Annotated in this window: 14 protein-coding genes; 6 read left to right on the top strand and 8 right to left on the bottom strand. The window is 67.8% G+C overall.

Translation table 11 applies throughout. The annotated features are described in order from the left end of the window. Positions 1 to 39 precede the first annotated feature (39 nt). Positions 40 to 2,070 carry a putative bifunctional diguanylate cyclase/phosphodiesterase gene (locus ABL843_RS22715; RefSeq protein ID WP_418117410.1) on the top strand — a complete coding sequence of 677 codons (2,031 nt, stop codon included), beginning with the start codon at positions 40 to 42 and terminating at the stop codon, positions 2,068 to 2,070. A 24-nt stretch (positions 2,071 to 2,094) separates the two neighbouring features. Here the strand turns inward: ABL843_RS22715 and ABL843_RS22710 are convergent, their stop codons facing one another. From ABL843_RS22710 to ABL843_RS22695, 4 genes are read right to left on the bottom strand one after another with little or no spacing between them, the layout of a single operon-like run. Beyond that, positions 2,095 to 3,321 carry a M20 family metallopeptidase gene (locus ABL843_RS22710; RefSeq protein WP_418117409.1) on the bottom strand — a complete coding sequence of 409 codons (1,227 nt, stop codon included), beginning with the start codon at positions 3,319 to 3,321 and terminating at the stop codon, positions 2,095 to 2,097. Between the two features lie 17 nt (positions 3,322 to 3,338). Then, a complete protein-coding gene (uraD, locus tag ABL843_RS22705; RefSeq protein WP_418117408.1) occupies positions 3,339 to 5,117 on the bottom strand; it encodes a 2-oxo-4-hydroxy-4-carboxy-5-ureidoimidazoline decarboxylase in 1,779 nt (592 codons plus the stop codon). Then, positions 5,114 to 6,076 carry an allantoinase PuuE gene (gene puuE, locus ABL843_RS22700; RefSeq protein ID WP_418117407.1) on the bottom strand — a complete coding sequence of 321 codons (963 nt, stop codon included), beginning with the start codon at positions 6,074 to 6,076 and terminating at the stop codon, positions 5,114 to 5,116. Before puuE ends, uraD begins: the two co-directional genes overlap by 4 nt. Before the next feature lie 8 nt (positions 6,077 to 6,084). Next, positions 6,085 to 6,759, bottom strand: coding sequence for a GntR family transcriptional regulator (locus tag ABL843_RS22695; protein WP_019655080.1), 675 nt, complete (start codon positions 6,757 to 6,759; stop codon positions 6,085 to 6,087). A 94-nt stretch (positions 6,760 to 6,853) separates the two neighbouring features. On the opposite strand from ABL843_RS22695, the gene uraH reads away from it, so the two are divergent. After that, positions 6,854 to 7,204: a hydroxyisourate hydrolase gene (uraH, locus tag ABL843_RS22690; protein WP_184641509.1), complete on the top strand. Its 351-nt coding sequence runs from the start codon at positions 6,854 to 6,856 to the stop codon at positions 7,202 to 7,204. A 9-nt stretch (positions 7,205 to 7,213) separates the two neighbouring features. Here uraH and ABL843_RS22685 read toward each other — a convergent pair whose 3' ends face one another. Continuing rightward, entirely contained in the window at positions 7,214 to 7,711 is a 498-nt protein-coding gene (locus ABL843_RS22685; protein ID WP_126024298.1) for a hypothetical protein, read from the bottom strand. Positions 7,712 to 7,767: 56 nt separating this feature from the next. Between ABL843_RS22685 and xdhC the strand changes: the two genes are divergently transcribed. The 3 genes from xdhC (at position 7,768) to ABL843_RS22670 (ending at position 11,424) form a co-directional block, all read left to right on the top strand. Then, positions 7,768 to 8,577: a xanthine dehydrogenase accessory protein XdhC gene (xdhC, locus tag ABL843_RS22680; RefSeq protein WP_418120506.1), complete on the top strand. Its 810-nt coding sequence runs from the start codon at positions 7,768 to 7,770 to the stop codon at positions 8,575 to 8,577. A gap of 219 nt (positions 8,578 to 8,796) precedes the next feature. After that, positions 8,797 to 10,002 (top strand): urate hydroxylase PuuD, encoded by a 1,206-nt coding sequence (locus tag ABL843_RS22675; protein WP_418117405.1) that lies wholly within the window; start codon positions 8,797 to 8,799, stop codon positions 10,000 to 10,002. 78 nt (positions 10,003 to 10,080) lie between these two features. After that, positions 10,081 to 11,424 carry a glycerate kinase type-2 family protein gene (locus ABL843_RS22670; protein ID WP_184641510.1) on the top strand — a complete coding sequence of 448 codons (1,344 nt, stop codon included), beginning with the start codon at positions 10,081 to 10,083 and terminating at the stop codon, positions 11,422 to 11,424. 27 nt (positions 11,425 to 11,451) lie between these two features. Here the strand turns inward: ABL843_RS22670 and ABL843_RS22665 are convergent, their stop codons facing one another. After that, positions 11,452 to 12,039 (bottom strand): phospholipid scramblase-related protein, encoded by a 588-nt coding sequence (locus ABL843_RS22665; RefSeq protein ID WP_418117404.1) that lies wholly within the window; start codon positions 12,037 to 12,039, stop codon positions 11,452 to 11,454. A 230-nt stretch (positions 12,040 to 12,269) separates the two neighbouring features. Between ABL843_RS22665 and ABL843_RS22660 the strand changes: the two genes are divergently transcribed. Further along, the gene (locus ABL843_RS22660; protein ID WP_418117403.1) at positions 12,270 to 13,712 is read left to right on the top strand and encodes an NAD-dependent succinate-semialdehyde dehydrogenase; all 1,443 of its coding nucleotides are present in this window, start codon (positions 12,270 to 12,272) and stop codon (positions 13,710 to 13,712) included. Between the two features lie 6 nt (positions 13,713 to 13,718). On the opposite strand, the gene ABL843_RS22655 is transcribed toward ABL843_RS22660, so the two are convergent. Further along, positions 13,719 to 14,435, bottom strand: coding sequence for an MgtC/SapB family protein (locus ABL843_RS22655; RefSeq protein ID WP_126024302.1), 717 nt, complete (start codon positions 14,433 to 14,435; stop codon positions 13,719 to 13,721). 93 nt (positions 14,436 to 14,528) lie between these two features. Further along, entirely contained in the window at positions 14,529 to 17,294 is a 2,766-nt protein-coding gene (gene mgtA, locus ABL843_RS22650; RefSeq protein WP_418117402.1) for a magnesium-translocating P-type ATPase, read from the bottom strand. Positions 17,295 to 17,341 lie beyond the last annotated feature (47 nt).

Raw genomic sequence — 17,341 nt, 5'->3', positions numbered from 1 at the left:
GGCGCTTATGTGCCCTGCGCTCTATAAACTGTGCGGCTCATGAATTCCAGCGCGCCTTCCTCACCGCTCACCGCGTCCGTCGACGAAGAGGTGCTGTCGCGCATGGTGCGCACCGACCAGATGGTGGCGGTGCGCCGCAGCGTGCTCTCGGCCATCCCCATCAACGTGGTGCTGAGCTGCGTCGCGGCGCTGGTCGCCCTGAACGCCGGCCGCGCCTTCGAAGGTCTTTGCTGGCTGCTGCTGTCGCTCATGGTGAACGGCATCCGCAGCTACATCTGCCGCTGGCCCTTCGCGCCCTGGCCGGGCATCGTGCCCGAGAACGGCATCGCGACCTCGCCGGATGCCCGCCCGGTCGAGTGGCATCTGCGGGTCGCGGCGGCCATGGCGGCGGTGTCGGGCTGCGTGTGGGCGCTCATCCCGCTGTTGTGCGACGGGTACTCCTCGCCGCAGGCGGTGTTCTACCTGACGGTGGTGTGCGGTATCTGCGCAGGGGCGGTTACCTACGGCATCGCTTATGCGTTCGTGCCTATCAGCTTCATTGTGCCGGCGCTGCTGTCGGTGGCCGGCTGCCTGGCCTATGCGGGCGGCTTCGACAACCTGAGCCTGGCGGCGATGGTGCTGCTGTACCTGGCGGCGCTCGTGCGTGGCGCGGTGCACAGCGACAGGAATTTCCGCGCAAGCAGCCGCATCCGCAACGAGGCCACCGCGATGGCGGTGCAGTTGCGCAAGGCGCACGCGCAGTCGCTCGACGCGACGCAGCAACTGGCCTTCCGCGCCTCGCACGACTCGCTCACCGGCCTGCTCAACCGCGAAGGCTTCACCGACGCGGCCACGCTGCACCTCGCCGCGCACGATGGCCGCCAGCATGCCCTGCTGCTGCTGGACCTCGACGGCTTCAAGGCGGTGAACGACGCCTTCGGCCACAAGGTGGGCGACCGCGTCCTGCAGGACGTGGCCCACTGGCTGCAGCGCGAAACTGCCGAGATGCAGGCCGTGCTCGGCCGCTGGGGCGGTGACGAGTTCGCCTTGCTCTACTGCCTGCGCAATGAACGCCAGGCGCCGCCCGAGATCGCGCAGGCGCTGATCCGCTCCATTTCCTTCGCCACGGCGCACTACGGCGGCCACCTGGGCGTGAGCATCGGCATTTCGCTCTCGGGCGAGACCGAGGTGGCCGACATGATCAGCTTCGCCGACGAGGCCCTGCACGAGGCCAAGCGCACCGGACGCAACCGCTACCAGGTCTTCGACAGCGCGCTCAACCAGCGCCTGGCCACGCGCCGCGACGTGGAGCGCGACCTGCTGCAGGCCATCGAATCGCGCGGCATCGGCGTGTGGTACCAGCCGATCATGAGCAGCGACGGCAGCGAGGTCCACAGCCTGGAGGCGCTGATGCGCTGGAACCACCCCCGCCACGGCCACATCGCCCCGGAGGACGTGATCTACGCGGCCGCGAGCACCGGCGTGGCCGAGCCGCTGCTGCGGCACCTGGTCGACGAGGTCTGCCGGGGCATGCGCCAGATGGAGGCCGCCGGCTCGAGCCTCGCGGCCGTGCCGGTGGCCGTCAACGTCTCGCCGCGCGAAATGGCACAGCTGGCGGTGGACGACATCGTGCTCGGCATGCTGAAGCTGCGCGGCATCGCGCCGCGGCGGCTGCAGATCGAGATCACGGAAGAGGTGGCGCTCGACACCCACGCCACGCGCGGCCGGCTGAACGCGCTCTCGGCCGCGGGCGTGGCGATCGTGGTCGACGACTTCGGGGTGGGTTACTCGTCGCTGGCCTCGCTGCGCAGCGAATATGTGCGGCAGGTGAAGATCGACCGCAGCTTCATCCTCGACCTGTCGTCCTCGCCGAGCAACGAGGTACTGGTGGATGCCATCGTGCAGCTCGGCCACTCGCTGGGCGTGCAGGTGGTGGCCGAGGGCGTGGAGACGCAGGCCGAGCTCGACGTGCTGCGCAACCTGGGGTGTGGGTTGGTGCAGGGCTATCACCTCGCGCGGCCCGCGCCGCTGCCCGAGGTGATGGCGTGGGCCGCCGCGCGCTCGGCGCCTGCGCCCGCCAGGGCAGGCTGAGCTGCCCCCGCCCGACCCGTTTGATTACGCCAGCAGGTCGCTGAGCGTGCGCGCGATCACCTTGGTCGCGCGGCGCAGGTCTTCCAGCACCACGCGCTCGTCGCTGCGCTTGGCGTGCGATTCGAGCACGGTGCGCGGGCCGGCGCCGTAGATCACGCCGGGAATACCGGCTTCCACGTACAGGCGCACGTCGGTGTAGAGCGGGGTGCCCATGGCCTTGATCGGCTCGCCGAACAGCTCGCCGCCATGCTTCTGGATCGCGTCGACCAGCGGCTTGTTGCCCGCCAGGGGCTTCATCGAGTTGGCCAGCAGCAGGCGCTTGATCTCGACGGTGATGCCTTCGCTCTCGGCGGCCGCGTCGGCGATCACCTTGCGGATGGTGGCTTCCACCTCCGCCGGGTTCTCCTCGGGGATCATGCGGCGGTCGAGCTTGAACACCACCTTGCCCGGAACCACGTTGGTGTTGGTGCCGCCCTCGATGCGGCCGACGTTCAGGTAGGGGTGCGTGATGCCCTCGACCTTCGACGTGACCTGCTTGTAGAGGGTGTTCTGTGCATAGAGCGCGTTCAGGATCTTCGTGGCGCCCTGCAGCGCGTCGATGCCGGTGGCCGGCACGGCGGCGTGCGCCATCTTGCCGTGCACCGTCACCTCCATCTGCAGGCAGCCGTTGTGCGCCGTGACCACTTCGTAGCTGAAGCCGGCCGCGATCATCAGGTCGGGCTTGGTCAGCCCCTTCTCGAGCAGCCAGCCCGGGCCCAGGATGCCGCCGAACTCCTCGTCGTAGGTGAAGTGCAGCTCGATGCTGCCCTTGGCCGGCTTGGCCACCGCCTCGAGGGCGCGCAGCGCGAAGGTGAAGCTGGCGAAGTCGCTCTTGCTCACGGCGGCGGCGCGGCCGTAGAGGCTGCCGTCGACGATCTCGCCGCCGTACGGGTCGTGCGTCCAGCCTTCGCCGGGCGGCACCACGTCGCCGTGCGCGTTCAGCGCCACCGTGCGGCCGCCGTCGCCGTACTGGCGGCGCACGATCAGGTTGGTAATCGATTCGAGGCCGTAGTCCTTCACTTCCTGCGCGGGCACGGCGTGCTTCTCGGCCGTGAGGCCGAAGTCGTTCAGCAGTTCGGCGGTGCGTTCGGCGTGCGGCGCGTTGTTGCCCGGCGGCGTGTCGGTGGGCACCTGCACCAGTTGCTGCAGGAACTTCACTTCCTCGTCGAAGTGGGCGTCGATCCAGGCGTCGAGCTTGGCGTAGTCGGTCATGGCGTTTTTTCTGTGTTTCAGTGGGCTTGTTCGGTCGCCAGGTTGTCCAGCAGGAGCTGGAATGCCTCCACGGCGAGCTGGATGTCGTCGTTGGTGCTCGATTCGAGCGGGTTGTGGCTGATGCCCGAGTTGATGCCGCGCACGAACAGCATCGCCTGCGGCATCACCTCGTGCAGCTTCATGGCGTCGTGGCCGGCGCCGCTGGCCATGCGAAAGAGCGGAATACCCAGCGCGTCGACAGCCTTTTCCCAGCGTTGCTGCCAGGCGGGCGCGCTGGGCGCAGCGGCCGCGCGCATGGTTTCCTCGAGCTCGTAGCGAACGCCGCGGCGCTCGCAGATGTCCTTCAGCGCCGCGACCACGTCGTTGGCCAGCGCGTCGCGCTGCGCGTTGTTGGGCGCGCGCAGGTCGAGGCTGAACTTGCAGCGCCCCGGCACCACGTTGATGGAACCGCTGGGCACTTCGAGCATGCCGACGGTGCCGACCGAGTCGCCGTCCTTCGCGGCGCGCTGCTCGGTGTAGAGGATCAGCTCGGCCACGGCCGCGGCCGCGTCGCGGCGGCGGTCCATGGGCGTGGTGCCGGCGTGGCTGGCCATGCCGATCACCTCGCCCACGTAGCGCACGCTGCCGTTGATGGAGGTGACGATGCCCAGCGGCAGGTCGAGCTCGGTGAGCACCGGGCCCTGCTCGATGTGCACCTCGACGAAGCCGAGGTAGCGGGCCGGGTCGCGCTGGATCTTCGGGATGTCTTCCTGCTTCAGGCCGGCATGCTGCATGGCCTCGCGCATGGTGATGCCGTCGACGTCCTTCTGGTCGAGCCAGCGCTGGTCGAAGTGGCCGATGAGCGCGCCCGAGCCAAGGAAGGTCGCCTTGTAGCGCTGGCCTTCCTCCTCGGCGAAGCCCACCACCTCGAAGGCGAAGGGCAGGCGCCTGTTCTGGCGCTTGAGCTCGCGCACGCAGGCCATCGGCACGAAGATGCCGAGGCGGCCGTCGTACTTGCCTCCGTTGCGCACGGTGTCGTAGTGCGAGCCGGTCAGCAGGGTCTTTGCGTCGGGCGTGGCGCCTTCGTAGCGCCCGACCACGTTGCCCACGGCGTCGATGTGCACCGAGTCGAAGCCCACGTCGCGCATCAGCGCACTGATCTGCGCGGCGCAGGCGCGGTGCGCGTCGGTCAGGTAGGTGACGGTGAGCTGGCCCTTCTCGGCATAGCCGGGGTCGGTGTGCACCGAGAGCTGCTCCTGCCAGTCCCACACGTCGTTGCCGAGCGTGATGTCGGCGGCGAACTTGTCGTTCAGGCGGATCTCGGCGATGCGATGGATGTTGCGCAGCGCCTCGCCGAGTTCGAAGTCGGGGTGGTTGTGCAGCCGGCGAGCGAAGGTCTCGATGATCTCGCGCTTGGCCAGCCCGGTGCCGCGCGGGCCGCGCACCGCGAGGATGAAGGGAAATCCGAACTTGGCGTTGTAGTCGGCGTTGAGCTGCTGGATCTTCGCGAACTCCTCGGGCGTGCAGTCGGTCAGGCCGGCCTTGCTCTGCTCGTTGGTCGATTCGGCTGTCAGCGTCTTGCTGACCATGGCCTTGCCGGCGAGCTCGGGGTGGGCGCGGATCAGGCCGATCTGCTCATCGGCCGACGAAGCGGCCAGCGCCTGCACCAGCGCGTGCTTGAGGTGCGCGAGCGAGCGGAAGGGGCGCGCGGCGAGGGCGCGCTCGGCGATCCAGGGCGAGTGCTCGTAGATGCCGTCGAGCAGCGCGACGGCTTCGGCCGGCGCCGCGGCGTTGAGTTGGGCGATGGTGAGGCTCATGATGCGGCTCCGGCTTCAAAGGGATGCGCCTGCTTCCAGTGGCGCGCGATGTCCACGCGGCGGCAGACCCACGCCTTGTCGTGCTTGGCGATGTGGTCGAGGAAGCGCTGCAGCGCGGTGATGCGCCCGGGCCGGCCGAGCAGGCGGCAATGCATGCCGATGCTCATCATCTTCGGGCTGTCGTCGCCGTTCGGGTCGCCTTCGGCATAGAGCGCGTCGAAGCTGTCCTTCATGTACTGGAAGAACGGGTCGGCGTGCGAGTAGCCCTGCGGCAGCGCGAAGCGCATGTCGTTGCAGTCGAGCGTGTAGGGCACGATGAGCTGCGGCACGACGGTGCCGTCGGTCTTCTGCACCTTCATCCAGAAGGGCAGGTCGTCGCCGTAGTAGTCGCTGTCGTATTCGAAGCCGCCGTAGTCGGCCACGAGGCGGCGCGTGCGGGGGCTGTCGCGGCCGGTGTACCAGCCCACGGCGCGCTCGCCGGTGAGCTTCTCGATGGCTTCCATGCCCAGGCGCATGTGTTCGCGCTCGGTGGCCTCGTCGATGTTCTGGTAATGGATCCAGCGCCAGCCGTGGCAGGCGATCTCGTGGCCCAGTTCCTTGAAGGCGGCGGTCAGCTCGGGATAGCGCTGCAGCGCCATGCCCACGCCGAACACGGTCAGCGGCAGCCCGCGCTTCTCGAACTCGCGCAGGATGCGCCATACGCCGGCACGCGAGCCGTACTCGTAGATGCCTTCCATGCTGATGTGCCGGTCGGGAAAGCTCGCCGGATTGAACATCTCCGAGAGGAACTGCTCGGAGCCCGCGTCGCCGTGCAGCGTGGCGTTCTCGCCGCCTTCCTCGTAGTTCAGCACGAACTGCACGGCGACGCGCGCGCCGTTCGGCCATTGCGCATGGGGCGGGTTGCGGCCGTAGCCGATCAGGTCGCGCGGATAGGGCAGGGTGGAGTCGTAGACAGTCATTGTGTGGATCAGGACAACGCCAGCGAGATGTCGTTGGTCGGGACCTTGCGGTCGAAGGTGAGGTTGGCCTCGACGTGCTCGAGGTGTTCGGTCATGAGGCGCACGGCGCGCTCCTCGTCGCGCGCGGCGAGTGCCTTCACGATGTCGGCGTGCTCGTCGTTGGAGTGCTCGGCCGCGCTGGCGCTCTGGTACATCAGCGTGATGAGGGCGCAGCGCGAGATGAGCTCGCCCAGGATCTGCGCCAGCACCTGGTTGCCCATGAGCTCGGCCATGCGCACGTGGAAGTCGCCGAGCAGCTCGGTGCGGCCGGAGACGTCTTCGCCCGACACGGCGGACTTCTCGAGCGCCACGTGCTCCTTCAGCGCCTTGATCTTGGCCGGGGTGACGGTGCGCACGAACTCGCGCGTCATCTCGGCCTCGAGCATGCGGCGCACCGCGAACACCTGCTTGGCCTCGTCGACCGCGGGCGCGGCCACGAAGGCGCCGCGCGCGGGCTCCAGCCGGATGAGCTTGTTCTGCGACAGCTGGAACAGCGCCTGGCGCACCAGCGTGCGCGAGACGCCGAAGTGATCGGCCAGCTTCTGCTCGGCCAGCTTGGTGCCGGGCTGAAGCCGGTGCTCGACGATGGCCTTCGTGAGGGCATCGACGATCGAACGGGTGGTGGAGGACTCCATGTTTTTCATGATAGACCCAAAGCCGGTAACTGTATACACTTTTGTCCACCGGAATTTCCCGCACCCGCCGATCCGAGCTTTTCGGACTTTCAAGGAGCGCCCCATGGGCCTTAGCACTCACGTACTGGACACGATGCACGGCGGCCCCGCGGCCGGCATGGAGGTTGCGCTGTACACCACCGACGGCGACGTCGCCACCTTGGTGAAGCGCTTCACGCTGAATTCGGACGGCCGCAGCGACGGGCCTCTCTACGACAACAATTCGCTGAAGGTCGGCACCTATCGCCTGGTGTTCGACGTGGCCGGCTACTTCAAGGCCCTCGGCGTCAAGCTGCCGGAGCCGAACTTCCTGAACAAGGTCTCGCTGGACTTCGGCGTGGCCCACACCGACCAGCACTACCACGTGCCGCTGCTCGTGAGCCCGTGGAGCTACTCCACCTACCGCGGCTCCTGAGCCGGGGCTTCAGTCGCCTTGTTGCTGGCCTTCGGTCAGGGTGTCGAGTTGGAAGCGTCCGCTCTCGTCCCACAGCCAGGTGTCCGTCCAGGTGACGGAGCCCAGGCGCGTTGCCGGAGGGAAGGGCGACGCCTTCAGCACCGTGCGCTCGATCTCGGCAATCACTTCGGGCGCATGCTTGGGCGCGCGCAGCCAGTGCATCGAACGCACCTTGCCGCCAGCGTCGATGTTCACCTCGAGCGTGCCGACCGCGTACAGCACCGGCGGCAGCTGGCCCTTGTAGATGCGCGAGCGGTTGGCTTCATAGACATGGCGCGCGGCATCGCGGCGATAGGCGCGTGCGGAAGAAGCACTGGATGCGGACGGCACCGGCCCGGCCCCGACATCGCCGCTGGCCCCGCTCAGCTGGCCGGGCACCGACCCGGTGGAGCCGCAGCCGGCAAGCCAGAGGGCCGAAACAACAGAAGCTGCAAGTGCGAGGCGGCGAGGCGTAAGCTGGCGATTCATGGCCGGGTTTATACCGTGAGTCGTCGCGCGCCCGGCAACCGAAGGTATCGATGACGATGAGCAGTGCGGTCGATCAATTGCTGGCGCGCCTGCGCCATGAAGACGCGGTGCTGGTACGCGTCGAGTCCACGCAGGGCTCGGCGCCGCGCGAGGCCGGGACCTGGATGGCCGTGTGGGCCGACGGCCTGACCGCCACCATCGGCGGCGGGCAGCTGGAGTTCCAGGCGACCAAGGAAGCGCGCGAGCTGCTGGCAGGCACGCGCAAGCCCTTCGACGGCATCCAGCGCTATCCGCTCGGACCCAGCCTGGGGCAGTGCTGCGGCGGGGTGATGTTCCTCTCCTACGAACGCATCACGGCCGCCGATGCGCCGAGGCTGCAGCAGGACCTGCTCGCTCAGCTCGAGCCGGTGGCCCTCTTCGGCGGCGGCCACGTGGGCGCGGCGCTGGCACGCCTGCTGTCGACGCTGCCGTTCTCGGTGCGCTGGATCGACAGCCGCGACGGCGTCTTCCCCGAAGAGTTGCCCGCGCAGATCGACACCGAGCATTCCGAGCCCGTGCAGGACGCCGTGGCCGCGCTCGCGCCGGGCAGCCGCGTGCTCATCATGAGCTTCAGCCATGCCGAAGACCTGGACATCGTCATCGCCTGCCTCAAGCGCCTGCGCGAGCGCAACGACTTGCCCTACATCGGCCTGATCGGCAGCAAGACCAAATGGGCCACCTTCAGCCACCGGCTGGAGGCGCGCGGCTTCACGGCCGACGAACTGGCCCGCGTCACCTGCCCGATCGGCGTGCCCGGCATCACGGGCAAGGAGCCCGAGGTCATCGCGGTGGCGGTGGCGGCACAGTTGTTGCAATCGCTGGGCTGAACAGGGTTTTCCCGGCGGTCGCATCCCAAAAAAACCGCACCCTCCCTTGCCAAAACTGTATACACTTTCGGTCCACAACAAGCCGCAGCGGAGCGAGGCCCATCTGCCCATGGAGCCTGCGTTCGCGGCACTTTCTCTGCTTACAGCGCCCGCGGTGGTGAGCAGGCTGAAACCCTTTCCTGGCGTCCTCACGCGCCAATCGGGTTGAGAGAGAAGCATATGGAAAGCTACTACCTCGACTGGGCCAACCTGCTGCTGCGCTGGGTCCACGTCATCACCGCCATCGCCTGGATCGGCGCCTCCTTCTACTTCGTGATGCTGGACAACAGCCTCGAGAAGCCGCAGGACCAGGAATCGCTCGACAAGGGCGTGGGCGGCGAGCAATGGGCCGTGCACGGCGGCGGCTTCTACAACATGCAGAAGTACGCGCTGGCGCCCAAGAAGCTGCCCGACCACCTGCACTGGTCTTACTGGGAGAGCTACTCCACCTGGATCACGGGTTTCTCGCTGTTCACCATGTCGTACCTGTGGAACGCGAGCACCTACCTCATCGACAAGTCGAAGATGGACTGGCAGCCCGGCGCCGCCATTGCCGTGGCGCTGGCCTTCTTCGTCGTGTTCTGGATGGTCTACGACGGCATCTGCCAGATCTTCGGGCGCCGCAAGCACGGCGACACCATCGTCGGCGTGCTGATCGCCGTCTTCATCGCCTTCGCGACGTGGCTGGCCTGCCAGTGGTTCGCGGGTCGCGCGGCCTTCCTGCTGGTGGGCGCCATGATGGCCACGACCATGAGCGGCAACGTGTTCTTCTGGATCATCCCCGGCCAGCGCAAGAACGTGGCGGCGCTGCGCGAAGGCAGGCCGGTCGACCCTGTGCACGGCCAGCGCGGCAAGCAGCGCAGCGTGCACAACACCTACTTCACGCTGCCGGTGCTATTCGCGATGCTGAGCAACCACTACAGCTTCGCCTACACGCACAAGTACAACTGGATCGTGCTGCTGCTGATCATGCTCGGCGGCGCGGCCATCCGGCAGTTCTTCGTGGTGCGCCATCGCTTCAAGCTGGGCAACGCGGGCAATCCGCTGCCCTATGCGCTGGTCGGCATCGTGGTGCTGGGCCTGACGATCGTGTGGATGAAGCCAGAGCAGGTCGCCGCGCCCGCGGTGGCTGCCGCCGCTCCGGCCGTGCAGTTCAAGGACGTGCAGAAGGTGCTTGAGCAGCGCTGCTTCATGTGCCACGGCCCTGCCGTGCAGATGAAGAACGTGCGGGTCGATTCGCCCGAGCAGGTGGCGGCCCACGCGCAGGCCATCTACCAGCAGGTGGTGGTCACCAAGATCATGCCGATGAACAACGCCACGGGCATCACCGACGAGGAGCGGGCCCTGGTCGGCCGCTGGTTCCAGGCAGGCGCAAAGACCAACTAGTCAGACAGAAGTTGACCGGCGGCAAGCGGGGCCGGTCACGGTCCGCAGCACAATCGCCGGATTGGAGACAAAGCAGCAATGACGACCGCATCGACCCCGGCCTTCGGCCCCGCCCCCGATCCGCGCGAAGCCCCGCGCGCCTTCCTCGAACATCTCTATCGCGTGGCGGTGGACCGCGCGCTGCCGCTGTCCACGCTGGGCGCCCACCTGCCGCCGCCACCCAAGGGCCGGACGCTGGTGCTGGGCGCCGGCAAGGCCGGCGGCTCGATGGTGCACGCGCTGGAGGCCCTGTGGCCGGCCGACGCGCCGCTGTCGGGGCTGGTCGTCACGCGCTACGACCACATTCCGCCGCGCCCGGAAGGGCTGCCGCAGCGCATCGAGATCGTCGAGGCCGCGCACCCCGTGCCCGACGCAGCGGGCCAGCAGGCGGCCGAGCGCATCCTCGCGCTGACGAAGGGCCTCACAGCCGACGACCTCGTGCTGTGCCTGATTTCCGGCGGCGGCTCGTCGCTGCTGGTGCTGCCCGCCGAAGGGCTGACGCTGGCCGACAAGCAGCGTATCAACAAGCAGCTGCTCGAAAGCGGCGCGAACATCGGCGAGATGAACTGCGTGCGCAAGCACCTGTCGCGCATCAAGGGCGGCCGGCTGGCGGCGGCATGCGCGCCGGCCCGCGTGGTGACGCTGACCATCAGCGACGTGCCCGGCGATGATCCGGCCGTCATCGCCAGCGGCCCGACCGTGCCCGACGCCACCACCTGCGCCGACGCGCTGGCCATCCTCGACCGCTACGGTATCGAGGTGCCCGCGCCGGTGCGTGCGCGCCTCGAGAGCGGCGAACTCGAGACGCCCAAGCCCGACGACGCCGTCTTCAAGGGCCACGAGACGCACATGATCGCCACGCCCCAGCAGTCGCTCGAAGCGGCGGCGCGGGCGGCGCGCGAGGCCGGCATGGAGGCGCACATCCTCAGCGACGAGATGGAAGGCGAGTCGCGCGAAGTCGGCAAGGTGCATGCCGCGCTCGCGCGCGCCGTGGCGCACCGCGGCGAGCCTTTCGCGCGGCCCTGCGTCATTCTTTCGGGCGGCGAGACCACCGTCACGATCCGTCCCCGCCAGCCGGGCCAGGCCAAGGGCAGGGGCGGGCGGGCCGGCGAGTTCTGCATGGGACTGGCCGGGGCACTCATGGGCCAGCCGCAGGTGTGGGCGCTGGCGGCCGACACCGATGGCATCGACGGCGTGGAAGACAACGCCGGTGCCTTCGTCACCCCGGACACGCTGGCGCGCGCCACGGCCGCCGGAAAGAAGCTGTCTGACCACCTCGACCGTAACGACGCCTACGGCTACTTCGATGCCATCGGCGACCTGTTCGTGACCGGGCCCACGAACACCAACGTCAACGACTTCCGCGCGCTGCTGGTGTTGTAGTCGGGCGGCTGAAGGAGCGGCTCCCCGTTACTCCTTCAGCACCATGTCGATGCACATCACGGCCGCCATGATCAGCAGGCGGCGGGCGTCGCTGGCCGGCACGCCCGGGTCGATCGAAAGCATGTAGTTGTCGGCGGTGGTGAAGAGCTCCTTGCCCAGCCCCGCCCACTTCTTGGACACGGCGGCAAGCTCGCTGCTGCCCTGCACGAAGCGGAAGTCCCAGCTGGTCCACTTGCCCCTGAGCGTGCAGACGACCTCCTCCTGCGCGTCGAGCACATCGAACTTGCCGCCGATGGAGAAGAGCTTCTGCTTGAACGAGCCGACCAGCCGGTCGTTCTCGTCCAGCACCTCCACTTTCGACAGGAAGATGGAAACGCCTCGCCGGATCGACAGCACCTTGTGTCCCTCGGGCGTCGACACCACCACGTTGAAAGGCGTGAAGCGCTTGTAGTCGGTGAAGCGCAGCAGCTTGCTGAAGAAGCCCAGGTCGGGTTCGCGGCATTCCAGAATCTTCTGCTGCGAGTGCGGGTCGAAGATGTCGTAGTTGTTGGCCGCCTTGAAGATGCCGACGTGCTCCTTGATGAAAAACAGGTTGTTGCGCAGTGCCGAGTGCATGGTTCCTCTGATCCCTCTTGGTGTTGGTTGGGCGGCGATTATGTTCGGCGCGCATGGCTGGTCCGGCCCTCGCCGGTGGCCGCCCAGCCGGCGAGGTTTGTGAACTCGGGTTAATCTATGCCCCCTGCGGCCCGTGGCCGCCGCCGCCGTCGCCACCCCCGGTGCCGCGCCGCACACCCAGAATTCCCCATTCTTCTTTTCATCATCCAGTCCTGAAGGAATAGCTCGCCATGACCGCCACCTACACCGACACCCGCCTGCTGATCGACAACGAGTGGGTCGACGCCACCGGCGGCAAGACGCTGGACGTCGTGAATCCCGCCACCGGCAAGGCCATCGGCAAGGTGGCGCATGCCAGCATCGCCGACCTGGACCGCGCCCTCGCCGCGGCGCAGCGCGGCTTCGAAACCTGGCGCAACACCCCCGCCAACGAGCGCGCCGCCGTCATGCGCCGCGCCGCGGGCCTGATCCGCGAACGCTCCCTCGAAATCGCCAAGCTGCTCACGCAGGAGCAGGGCAAGCCGCTGGGCGAGGCCAAGGTCGAGACGATGGCCGCCGCCGACATCATCGAGTGGTTCGCCGACGAAGGCCGCCGCGTCTACGGCCGCATCGTGCCCTCGCGCAACCTGGCCGCGCAGCAACTGGTGCTGAAGGAGCCCCTGGGCCCCGTCGCCGCGTTCACGCCCTGGAACTTCCCGATCAACCAGATCGTGCGCAAGCTTGGCGCGGCGCTGGCCACCGGCTGCTCGTTCCTGGTGAAGGCGCCGGAGGAAACCCCGGCGTCGCCCGCCGCGCTGCTGCGCGCCTTCGTCGACGCGGGCATCCCGCCCGGCGTGGTTGGCCTGGTGTTCGGCAACCCCGCCGAGATCTCGAACTACCTGATCGCCCACCCGATCATCCGCAAGGTCACTTTCACCGGCTCGACCCCGGTCGGCAAGCAGCTGGCCGCGCTGGCCGGCCAGCACATGAAGCGCGTGACGATGGAGCTCGGCGGCCATGCCCCGGTCATCGTCTCCGAAGACGCCGACGTGGCGCTGGCCGTCAAGGCCGCCGGTGCCGCCAAGTTCCGCAACGCGGGCCAGGTCTGCATCTCGCCGACCCGCTTCCTGGTGCACAACAGCTTGCGCAACGAGTTCGCCAGCCTGCTGGTCAAGCACGCCGAAGGCCTGAAGCTCGGCGACGGCCTTGCCGAAGGCACCAACCTCGGCCCGCTGGCCAATGCGCGCCGCCTCACGGCCATGGCCTACGTGCTGGAAGATGCCCGCAAGAAGGGCGCCACGGTCGCGACCGGCGGCGAACGCGTCGGCGATGCCGGCAACTTCTTCGCTCCCACCGTGCTGACCGACGTGCCGCTGGATGCCGACGTGTTCAACAACGAACCCTTCGGCCCCATCGCCGCCATCCGCGGCTTCGACACGCTGGAAGAAGCGATCGCCGAAGCCAACCGCCTGCCTTTCGGCCTGGCCGGCTACGCCTTCACCAAGTCGATCAAGAACGCCCACCTGCTGAGCCAAAAGCTCGAATTGGGCATGCTCTGGATCAACCAGCCCGCAACCCCCTCGCCGGAAATGCCTTTCGGCGGCGTGAAGGATTCGGGCTACGGCTCGGAAGGCGGCCCAGAGGCGCTTGAGGCTTACCTCAACACCAAGGCGGTCTCGATCCTGGGCGTCTGACGCCCCTTACTCTTCGGCGGTGGCATTCCAGAAGGCCTGCTGCACGCCGTCGAGCGCTTCCAGTTCCTCGATGACGCGGTCGAGCTCCTCGGGCTCGACCGCCGTCGCGTAGAGCGTCGCACCGATCTCGGTGTCGGCCGGCCCGAAGGGGTGCTGGTCGACGTCGCGCACCGGGTAGTTCGCGGCCTCCAGCAGCACCAGCAGATGGTCGAGCACGTCGGGCCGCGCCGCGCGCGAGCAGATCACGCGCACCACGTACGTCGCTTCGCTGCTCTCCTCGCTGATCGGCTGGCGGTTGATGCGGTTCACAACCGGCCGCAGCAACGTGTTGCTGGCCAGCACGAACAGCGCCGCAATGAGTGCTTCGCCGAGCAGGTCCGCGCCCGCGCAGGCGCCCACTGCCGCCGATCCCCACAGCGTCGCCGCTGTGTTCAGCCCCGTGACGTTGGCGCCTTCCTTCATGATCGCGCCCGCGCCCAGGAAGCCGATACCCGACACCACATAGGCCACCACGCGCACGGCGCCCCCGCTGCCGTCCAGCCGGTAGGCCATGTCGACGAACACCGCCGCGCCCACCGCCACCAGCGTGTTGGTGCGAAGGCCCGCCGTGCGCTGCCGTATCTGGCGCTCCAGGCCGATCACCGAGCCGAGGATGAACGCAGCGGCCACGCTGATGAAGGTGTCGAGCAGCGAAGCCAGGTTGATGTTGTGGATGGCTTGCATCGATGGATTCCCTCTTGTTGTTGATGTTGGTGCGGCAGTTTGAAGCCGCCCGGTGTCATGAACATGTCATGCAAGCCGGACGGCCGCGAGAAGTCACTGCCACCCGTACCTGCGCGCATACCACCCCTTCACCGCCTGCGTCAGCAGCGCGTAGCCCAGCAGCATCGCCGCCAGCCACGGGAAGTACGCCAGCGGCAGGGCCTGCAGCTTGAAGTAGTGCGACAGCGGCCCCATCGGCAGCCAGATGCCCACGGCGGCGATGGCGGCGCCCATGATCAGCAACGGCCATGCGGCGCGGCTTTGCAGGAAGGGGATCTTGCGCGTGCGGATCAGGTGCACGATCAGCGTCTGCGACAGCAGGCCTTCGACGAACCAGCCCGACTGGAAGAGCGTCTGGTGATCCACCGAGTTGGCTGCGAAGACGAACCACATCACCGTGAAGGTGAGGATGTCGAACACCGAGCTCAGCGGGCCGAAGAACACCATGAATCGGCCCAGGTCGGCCGGGTTCCAGCGCTGCGGGCTCTTGAGGAACTCGTCGTCCACGTTGTCGAACGGGATCGCGATCTGCGACACGTCGTACAGCAGGTTCTGCACCAGCAGGTGCAGGGGCAGCATCGGCAAAAAGGGCAGGAAGGCGCTGGCCACCAGCACCGAGAACACGTTGCCGAAGTTCGAGCTCGCGGTGAGCTTGATGTACTTGAGCATGTTCGCGAACGTGCGGCGGCCCTGGATGACGCCTTGCTCCAGCACCATCAGGCTCTTCTCGAGCAGGATGATGTCGGCCGACTCCTTGGCCACGTCCACCGCGCTGTCCACCGAGATGCCGATGTCCGCGGCGCGCAGCGCGGGCGCGTCGTTGATGCCGTCGCCCATGAAGCCCACCACGTGCCCGTTGGCATGCAGCGCGTGAACGATGCGTTCCTTGTGCGCGGGCGTGAGCTTGGCGAAGACCTGGTGCGCCTCGACGACCAGCTTCAGGTCGGCATCGACCATCTCCTCGATCTCCGCACCGAGAACGATGCGGCCCACTTCGAGGCCCACGTCGGCGCAGACCTTGCGCGTGACCAGCTCGTTGTCGCCCGTCAGCACCTTCACCGCCACGCCGTGCTCGGCCAGCGCGCGCAGCGCGGGCGCGGTCGATTCCTTCGGTGGATCGAGGAAAGCCACGTAGCCCAGCAGCGTGAGCCCCGATTCGTCAGTCACGCCGTAGGCCGGCTTCTGCTCATCGACCTTCAGCGAGCGGCTGGCCACGGCCACCACGCGAAGGCCCTGGGCATTGAGCTCCGAGGCCACGCTGTGGATGCGCGCGAGCACGTCGGCGTCGAGCGACAGTACTTCCGCGCCGCGTTCGACCGAGGCGCACACCGAAAGGATCTCTTCCAGCGCGCCCTTGCAGATCAGCAGGTGCTCGCTGCCGCCGTTGGCCACCACCACCGACATGCGGCGGCGCGAGAAGTCGAAGGGCACTTCGTCGATCTTGCGGTAGGCGGTCTGCAGGCGGGTTTCGAGCTGCATCTCGGCGTGGCTCAGCACGGCCTTGTCGAGCAGGTTCTTCAGTCCCGTCTGGTGGAAGCTGTTGAGATAGGCCAGCTGCAGCACGTGGTCGGACTGCTCGCCCCACGCGTTGGTGTGGCGCTCGAGCACGATGCGGTCCTGCGTCAGCGTGCCGGTCTTGTCGGTGCACAGCACGTCCATCGCACCGAAGTTGTGGATGGCTTCGAGCCTTTTGACGATCACCTTCTGGCGCGACATCACCACCGCGCCCTTGGCCAGCGTGGCGGTCACGATCATCGGCAGCATCTCAGGCGTGAGGCCGACCGCGATCGACAGCGCGAACAGCGCGGCCTCCCACCAGTCGCCCTTGGCCACGCCGTTGATCACCAGCACCAGCGGCGCCATCACCAGCATGAAGCGGATCAGCACCCAGCTCACGCGGTTGATGCCGGCCTGGAAGGCGCTGGTGCCGCGGTCGGCGGCCGTCACGCGCTGGGCCAGCGCGCCGAAGAAGGTGCGGTCGCCGGTGTGCACGATCACCGCGGTGGCGGTGCCGCTGATCACGTTGGTGCCCATGAAGAGCAGGTTCTCGCGTTCGAGAGCGCCCACCGCGTGGTCGCCACGGTCGACCACGAACTTCTCGACCGGCATCGCCTCGCCCGTCAGCGCCGACTGGCTGATGAAGAGGTCCTTGGCCGTGATCAGCCGGCAGTCGGCCGGAATCATGTCGCCGGCCGAAAGCGCGATCACCTCGCCCGGCACGAGGTCGCGCATCGGCACCTCGACGCGCACCGTGCCGGCGTGCGTGGTGTCGAAGCCCTCGTCGCCGGCCGCGCCCGCCTTGTGGCCCGGGGCGGGCCGTAGCACGGTGGAGGTGTTGCTCACCATCGCCTTGAGCCGGTCGGCTGCCTTGTTGGAGCGCGACTCCTGCAGGAAGCGCAGCACCGTCGACAGCACCACCATGCTGCCGATGACGAGCGTGGCCTTCATGTCCTCGGTGACGTAGGAGACCAGCGCCAGCACTGTCAGCAGCAGGTTGAACGGGTTGCGGTAGCACTGCCACAGGTGCTGCCACCAGCGCAGCGGCTGCTCGTGGCGCACCTCGTTGCTGCCCAGGCGCTTGCGCAGCACCTGCGCGTGTCCTTCGCTGAGGCCGCGCGGCGAGCTGCCGAGCTTGACCAGCATCTCGCCGGCATCGGTGCGCGAGGCCGCGTTCAGGGCCTTCGCGATGTCGGGCGGCATGCTGATGGAGCCGGTTCCGACGGGCTTCGAACCCAGCAGCGTCTGCCAGCGCTCGAAGTGGTGCAGCATGTGGCGGCTGCGCAGGAAGCTTTCGAAAAAGGACTTGAGTACGTTCTTCATGATGTTCTCCTTCGGAGCGGCCGCCACCGGCGCCCGCGGAAGGAGAA

It is taken from the genome of Variovorax sp. 350MFTsu5.1, assembly GCF_048302515.1.
In the GTDB taxonomy this organism is placed as follows: domain Bacteria; phylum Pseudomonadota; class Gammaproteobacteria; order Burkholderiales; family Burkholderiaceae_C; genus Variovorax; species Variovorax guangxiensis.
The sequence above is the reverse complement of the archived record's forward strand: the minus strand, read 5'-3'. Positions and strand labels throughout refer to the sequence as shown.

Excerpts from the sequence above, each read along its gene's own strand:
- ABL843_RS22710 (WP_418117409.1), bottom strand. The coding sequence starts at position 3,321 with ATGACCGACTACGCCAAGCTCGACGCCTGGATCGACGCCCACTTCGAC.
- xdhC (WP_418120506.1), top strand. The coding sequence starts at position 7,768 with ATGAGCAGTGCGGTCGATCAATTGCTGGCGCGCCTGCGCCATGAAGAC.
- ABL843_RS22670 (WP_184641510.1), top strand. The coding sequence starts at position 10,081 with ATGACGACCGCATCGACCCCGGCCTTCGGCCCCGCCCCCGATCCGCGC.
- uraD (WP_418117408.1), bottom strand. The coding sequence starts at position 5,117 with ATGAGCCTCACCATCGCCCAACTCAACGCCGCGGCGCCGGCCGAAGCC.
- ABL843_RS22665 (WP_418117404.1), bottom strand. The coding sequence starts at position 12,039 with ATGCACTCGGCACTGCGCAACAACCTGTTTTTCATCAAGGAGCACGTC.
- uraH (WP_184641509.1), top strand. The coding sequence starts at position 6,854 with ATGGGCCTTAGCACTCACGTACTGGACACGATGCACGGCGGCCCCGCG.
- ABL843_RS22660 (WP_418117403.1), top strand. The coding sequence starts at position 12,270 with ATGACCGCCACCTACACCGACACCCGCCTGCTGATCGACAACGAGTGG.
- ABL843_RS22675 (WP_418117405.1), top strand. The coding sequence starts at position 8,797 with ATGGAAAGCTACTACCTCGACTGGGCCAACCTGCTGCTGCGCTGGGTC.
- mgtA (WP_418117402.1), bottom strand. The coding sequence starts at position 17,294 with ATGAAGAACGTACTCAAGTCCTTTTTCGAAAGCTTCCTGCGCAGCCGC.
- puuE (WP_418117407.1), bottom strand. The coding sequence starts at position 6,076 with ATGACTGTCTACGACTCCACCCTGCCCTATCCGCGCGACCTGATCGGC.
- ABL843_RS22655 (WP_126024302.1), bottom strand. The coding sequence starts at position 14,435 with ATGCAAGCCATCCACAACATCAACCTGGCTTCGCTGCTCGACACCTTC.
- ABL843_RS22685 (WP_126024298.1), bottom strand. The coding sequence starts at position 7,711 with ATGAATCGCCAGCTTACGCCTCGCCGCCTCGCACTTGCAGCTTCTGTT.
- ABL843_RS22715 (WP_418117410.1), top strand. The coding sequence starts at position 40 with ATGAATTCCAGCGCGCCTTCCTCACCGCTCACCGCGTCCGTCGACGAA.
- ABL843_RS22695 (WP_019655080.1), bottom strand. The coding sequence starts at position 6,759 with ATGAAAAACATGGAGTCCTCCACCACCCGTTCGATCGTCGATGCCCTC.